This window comes from Paenarthrobacter sp. CM16 (assembly GCF_013179505.1).
Classification (GTDB): Bacteria; Actinomycetota; Actinomycetes; order Actinomycetales; family Micrococcaceae; genus Arthrobacter.
The window spans coordinates 1-4,856 of sequence record NZ_JABMCX010000324.1; the positions used below are offsets into that span (position 1 = coordinate 1).

A 4,856-nucleotide genomic window follows, 5' to 3' on the forward strand; every position below is an offset into this window, starting at 1 on the left:
TAGGCGAATCCGACGTCGTGCATTTCCAGTTCGCCGCGGCGGATGCCGCCCGTAACAGGGTTCGACGGCGGTTGGACGCTTGACGCTGTTTCCAGCACCTCGCCGATCCGGTCGGCAGAAACGGACGCGCGCGGGATCATGACGGCCATGAACGTAGCCATCATGACGGACATGAGGATCTGCATCAGGTAGCTCAGGAACGCGATCAGGGTGCCCACCTGCATGGAGCCGTCCTCGATCCGGAACGATCCGAACCAGATGACCGCCACGGACGAAACGTTCATCACCAGCATGACCACAGGGAACATGAGCGCCATCAAACGTCCAGCCCGGAGCGCGACGTCGGTGACGTCGTCGTTCGCTTTGCCGAACCGGGCTGCCTCCAAGTCCTCGCGGACGAACGCCCGCACCACGCGGATGCCTGTTAGCTGCTCGCGGAGAACCCGGTTGACGGCGTCGATCCGGACCTGCATTTTGCGGAACAGCGGCACCATCCGCGTCACGATCAATCCCACGCCCACCAGCAGCACCGGCACGCACACGGCTATCAGCCAGGACAGCTGGGCATCCTGCCGGACGGCCATGATGACGCCGCCGATGCTCAGCATGGGAGCCGCCACCATCAGCGTGCAGGCCATCAGGACCAGTTGCTGCACCTGCTGGACATCGTTGGTGGAGCGGGTAATCAGAGACGGAGCGCCGAACCTGGTGACCTCCTGCTCCGAGAACTCCCCCACCCGGCTGAAAATCGCCTCGCGGAGATCACGGCCCATCCCCATCGCAGCCTTCGCCCCGAAGTAGACCGCAACCACGGCACACGCGATCTGCAGCAAGGTAATGAGCAGCATCAGCCCGCCCAAGCGCAGGATGTAGTCCGTGTCCCCGGTGGCCACACCGTTATCAATGATGTCGGCGTTCAGCGTCGGAAGGTAAAGGGACGCGATGGACTGCGCCAGTTGGAACACGACGACGGCGATCAGCAACCGCCGATGCGGCCGCAGGAAACGAACAAGTACCTTCCACAGCATGGATTCTCCGAGCCAGAGCGTTGTGGGCCGAAGGCCAGTTTACGTCTGGTTGCTGCGGGCAACTAGAGAAAAGTGAGGGGTAATGTCAGGGACTCCCTCTCTCCGTTGCGGCCACATACCGTCGAGGTAGCAATATGCCGGAACCACTGAGGAGAGCAATCATGGAAAAGCGCACACTTGGCAGCGGCGGACTGGGAGTTTCCGCGATCGGCATGGGATGCATGAGCATGACCGGCGGCTACAGCGAGCGGCCGGATCGCGACGAGATGATTTCCCTCATCCGCACAGGCGTGGAGCGCGGCGTGACCTTCTTCGACACCGCCGAGATCTACGGGCCCTACGCCAATGAGGAACTGGTCGGCGAAGCACTGGCCCCGTTCAAAAATGAGGTGGTCATCGCCACCAAGTTCGGTTGGGACATTGACCCCGCCGAGCGGAAGCCAAGCGGAAAGGTCACCAGCCGCCCCGAAGTTATCAAGGAAGTAGTCGAAGGATCGCTTCGCCGGCTCGGCGTGGATGCCCTGGACCTTTACTACCAGCACCGCGTCGATCCGGAGGTACCCATCGAGGACGTTGCCGGCGCAGTCAAGGACCTCGTCGACGCCGGAAAGGTCAAGCATTTTGGCATGTCGGAGGCCGCTGCGGGCACCATCCGCCGGGCACACGCGGTCCTTCCCGTAGCCGCCGTCCAGAGTGAGTACTCGTTGTGGTGGCGCCGACCCGAGGAAGAAGTCCTGGGCGTGTGCGAAGAGCTGGGCATTGGTTTCGTCCCGTTCAGCCCCTTGGGTAAGGGATTCCTGACGGGAACCATCAATACCTCCACCACCTTCGAATCCGGCAACGACATCCGCAGCACCATCCCCCGATTCACCCCGGAGGCCATGCAAAACAACCAGGCCGTGGTGGACCTGCTCGCCGGAATTGCTGAAAGAAAAGGCGCGACGCCGGGCCAGATCGCCTTGGCATGGCTGCTGGCACAGAAACCGTGGATCGTGCCGATTCCAGGCACCCGGAAACTGCACCGCCTCGAAGAAAACCTGGCCGCGGCCGACGTCGAACTTTCACCCGCAGAGCTGGACGAAATCGAGGCGGCCGCGGCGAAGATCACCGTGGAGGGCGGCCGTTACAACGAGGCCGGCGAACGGATGACCAACCTGTAGCGGACATCAGTCGCTGATCAGCTCAAGCGCACCGACCTTGCCCGCGAACAGGAGCGCGGCGTCGCTGAGTTCATTCTCGGCAGCACGGCGTGTGCCATCGACGTCCGCATTCAGTACCGTCGGGGCGAAGCGGATGTGCGTGGCGTCCTCAATGCCCACAAAGTTCAACCAGTCGGCAAAGAAGGTGCTGCTGAAATCGGAACCGAAGGCCGCCGGAACCCCGGGAGCGTAGACGCCGCTGCTATGGATGGCCAGGGCGTGCTTGCCTTCCATCAGTCCGGTGTAGCCCTTTTCGGGATCGAACCCGAAGCTCCAGCCTGGCTGGGTAATGATGTCAATCCACTGCTTCAGGACATACGGCACGCCGGAATTCCACATGGGGATGTTGAACACGTAGGCGTCCGCGGCGGCAAACTGGTCAAAGACCGCCCGGGCGGATTCCCAGGCTGCAATCTGATCCGGAGTTTGGTCCTGGCCCGTGAAGATTGCCATCTTCGCGGCAGCCGCGGTGCGGCCGAAAGCCGGCAACGCGCCGTCGTCGAACAGGTTCAAAGTCTCCAGTTCGAACGTCTCCGTAGCTGCGGCTTGGACAGAGTCGATGAAGTGGCGGGCCAAGCGCAGCGAATCGCTGTTGGCGTACCGGGGCGAGGCGTTGATGTGGAGGATGGAGGGCATGGTTTCCTTTCAGTCCAGGGGGTGTTTTGACCCCTCCTCGATCCTCACCCGGAGTTGTCACGCAGCGTAAGAACGCACTTCATTGTGCCTAGGGCACCTCCACGTGCCTGCAATGATGAGGGCATGACACTCACAGCCGATCAGAGCCGCCGGGCAGCGCAGCACCACTACAACGCTTCCCTGGAACTCTGCCCTGCCCGCCAATTGCTTGAGGCGATCAGCAGCAAATGGGTGACACTTGTCCTGCTCGCCCTGGAAGAAGGGCCGCAGCGCCACAGTGAGCTGCGCCGACTGATCCCGGGGGCGAGCCAGAAAATGCTCACGTCTACACTCCGTTCCCTGGAGCGTGACGGCCTGATCCACCGGGAGGTCACTGCGTCGGTTCCGGTCCGGACTGATTATGAGCTCGCGGCACGCGGCCGGTCGCTCCTGCCGATCATCTTCGACATGAAGGAGTGGGCGGAGGACAACATGGACGCGGTAGCCGACTCACGCCAGCACCATGACCGGGATCGTGCCAGCGTCGCCGCCCGTACGACTGTGAGCTCCTGAGCGTGCTCAGCTACTGGGGTCAGAAACGTTAGTGGAAGATGCAGGCCATGCTTCCAGCGCCACATCAACCACCTTGTGAAGTTCGCTTCCAGAAACCCCCGTTCCAGCTGCGGCCGAAAGACCGTGCCAAAGGGTCATGATGAAGTCGGCCAGGACCTCCGGCTCCGCATCGCCGTGAATCTGGCCCTCCTGTAGTGAGGCTGCAATCCGCTCGTGCAGGACGCTAGCGTTGGCTCGCTGTTTTCTCGCGACAGCCGCGCGAACGTCAAAGGTCCCAGCTCCCCCAGATATGGCTGCGCTGGTAGTAAGGCAGCCCGCCGGCTGTCCTGGCGCCGTAAAGCTGTCGACGCTTTCATGAAGGATCCTCGCTGCCGCGGTCAGGGCACTAGGTTCCTCGGCACATGCCCTGACGAATATTTCTGCATACCGCCGCATATACGTATCTACTGCTTCGGTGAATAACTCAAGCTTGCTTCCAAATGCCGCATAGAGGCTCGATTGGGCGATCCCCATCGCTTGAGCAAGATCAACTAGTGACGCGGCGTCGTATCCCCGCGTCCAGAAGACTTCCGTCGCACGCTCAAGTGCGACGCTGCGGTCAAAGCCTCGGGGTCGACCAATAGCGGGCATTCACCAAATCTAGTGCAACCGCTACAGAAGCTGCTAGCTTGACTTCTGTAGCAATCACACCAGAAAGGAAGGCCCATGCGTCAATACGAGGTACAAGTCAGGATGGGGTCCGTGGCAGTGGATGCTTACAGTCTGGAAAACAGCGCCGAGATCCCCTTGGTTCTACTGCCGGGCATCATGAGCGATGCAACAGCATGGAGCGCCGTCGCGGGGCCATTGTCGGCAGACCGCGCTGTTCACGTAGTGAATCGTCGCGGCAGACATCCCAGCACCGATCTCCCAGCTGGGTACTCCCTGCGGACTGAGATCGAAGATCTCATCGCGGTATTGGGGTCCATAGCCAGGCCTGCGCATCTCTTCGGTTGGAGCCTAGGGGCGCTCGTCGCACTTGAAGCCGTTGCAGCTGGCGCCGGGGTGAAGTCCTTGATTCTCTACGAACCCGTCATGGCACCATTTGGAAAAGAACAGACGGAACCACTCCGGACGGCTCGTGAGCATGGGGATTATGATGCGATGGTGGAGATCGTCAACCGAGACATCTCTGGATACAGCCAAGCCCACGTAGAAAATTTACGGACGGATCAAGCAACCTGGGAACACCTATTGGCGTTGGCGATTCCCTTGGCCGATGAGATCGAGGCGCTGAACGCGTTTACCCCTCATCTTGAGGGCTATGACAGCATAGCGAAGCCCGTAACAGTGCTCCGTGGATCGGAAAGCGGCTTGGTTTATGAAGCGCCGTGCACCCGTGCGATTCAAGCTCTAAACCGCCCTATGGTCGTGTCGCTGCAAGGCCAAGACCACCTCATCC

6 protein-coding genes are annotated in these 4,856 nt (G+C 61.1%); 3 read left to right on the forward strand and 3 right to left on the reverse strand.

The features are described 5' to 3' along the window. The coding region (locus HP499_RS20750; protein WP_172326019.1) for an ABC transporter permease at positions 1 to 1,028 on the reverse strand (1,028 nt) is incomplete at its 3' end. 161 nt (positions 1,029 to 1,189) lie between these two features. Between HP499_RS20750 and HP499_RS20755 the strand changes: the two genes are divergently transcribed. Beyond that, positions 1,190 to 2,188, forward strand: coding sequence for an aldo/keto reductase (locus HP499_RS20755; protein ID WP_172326020.1), 999 nt, complete (start codon positions 1,190 to 1,192; stop codon positions 2,186 to 2,188). Between the two features lie 6 nt (positions 2,189 to 2,194). On the opposite strand, the gene HP499_RS20760 is transcribed toward HP499_RS20755, so the two are convergent. Next, the gene (locus tag HP499_RS20760) at positions 2,195 to 2,863 is read right to left on the reverse strand and encodes an FMN-dependent NADH-azoreductase (RefSeq protein ID WP_172326021.1); all 669 of its coding nucleotides are present in this window, start codon (positions 2,861 to 2,863) and stop codon (positions 2,195 to 2,197) included. Positions 2,864 to 2,986: 123 nt separating this feature from the next. Between HP499_RS20760 and HP499_RS20765 the strand changes: the two genes are divergently transcribed. Beyond that, positions 2,987 to 3,415 carry a helix-turn-helix domain-containing protein gene (locus tag HP499_RS20765; protein WP_172326022.1) on the forward strand — a complete coding sequence of 143 codons (429 nt, stop codon included), beginning with the start codon at positions 2,987 to 2,989 and terminating at the stop codon, positions 3,413 to 3,415. A 6-nt stretch (positions 3,416 to 3,421) separates the two neighbouring features. Here the strand turns inward: HP499_RS20765 and HP499_RS20770 are convergent, their stop codons facing one another. Beyond that, a complete protein-coding gene (locus HP499_RS20770; protein ID WP_172326023.1) occupies positions 3,422 to 4,045 on the reverse strand; it encodes a TetR/AcrR family transcriptional regulator in 624 nt (207 codons plus the stop codon). Between the two features lie 75 nt (positions 4,046 to 4,120). On the opposite strand from HP499_RS20770, the gene HP499_RS20775 reads away from it, so the two are divergent. Beyond that, positions 4,121 to 4,856 (forward strand): alpha/beta fold hydrolase (locus HP499_RS20775; RefSeq protein WP_172326024.1); only part of this gene is annotated, 736 nt, incomplete at its 3' end.

Bases quoted from the DNA above. Each gene is read 5' to 3' on its own strand.
- HP499_RS20755 (WP_172326020.1), top strand. From the start codon at position 1,190: ATGGAAAAGCGCACACTTGGCAGCGGCGGACTGGGAGTTTCCGCGATC.
- HP499_RS20760 (WP_172326021.1), bottom strand. From the start codon at position 2,863: ATGCCCTCCATCCTCCACATCAACGCCTCGCCCCGGTACGCCAACAGC.
- HP499_RS20765 (WP_172326022.1), top strand. From the start codon at position 2,987: ATGACACTCACAGCCGATCAGAGCCGCCGGGCAGCGCAGCACCACTAC.
- HP499_RS20770 (WP_172326023.1), bottom strand. From the start codon at position 4,045: ATGCCCGCTATTGGTCGACCCCGAGGCTTTGACCGCAGCGTCGCACTT.